The sequence below is a fragment of the Frankia sp. AgKG'84/4 genome (assembly GCF_023242965.2).
GTDB lineage: Bacteria > Actinomycetota > Actinomycetes > Frankiales > Frankiaceae > Frankia.
Genome location: NZ_JALKFU020000708.1, coordinates 1 through 551, shown reverse-complemented (window position 1 = coordinate 551; position 551 = coordinate 1). Strand labels below are relative to the sequence as shown.

Sequence of the window (551 nt, the reverse complement as noted above, 5' to 3'; positions counted from 1 at the left end):
ATCCAAATATTTTCGCCTCTAACTCTCTGCCTGTCGGTGTGGCCGCTAACCCTCCCTGCGCAGTTTCTCTTAAAGCAGAAGGCATCGATTGGCCGATTTTGAACATCGCCCCGATGACTTCATCACATGGAATCCGGCTTGTGATTCCCGCTAATGCCATATCTGCCGCAACCATAGCATTTGCTGCTCCCATTGCATTCCGTTTTACGCATGGTACCTCGACCAGGCCGGCTACCGGGTCGCAAACGAGTCCCAGCATATTTTTCAGCGTGATCGCCATTGCTTCAGCGCTTTGTGAAGGAGTGCCGCCGGCCATTTCAACAATTGCTGCCGATGCCATACCTGCAGCAGAACCAACCTCGGCCTGGCAACCGCCTGCCGCACCGGAAATCGATGCATTGTTTGCCACGACAAAACCGAAAGCCCCGGCAGTAAATAAAAACTCCAGCTTTTGCTCCCGGGTTGGGTTTAGCTTCCGCTGTACGGCAAATAATGTACCTGGTACAACCCCCGCTGAGCCTGCAGTAGGAGTGGCACAGATGGTTCCCATC

At 53.7% G+C, this 551-nt stretch carries 1 protein-coding gene; it reads right to left on the bottom strand.

All coding sequences use genetic code 11. The features are described from left to right. On the bottom strand, positions 1-551 hold a 551-nt coding region (gene sdaAA / locus MXD58_RS31815), incomplete at both ends, for an L-serine ammonia-lyase, iron-sulfur-dependent, subunit alpha (protein WP_250610051.1).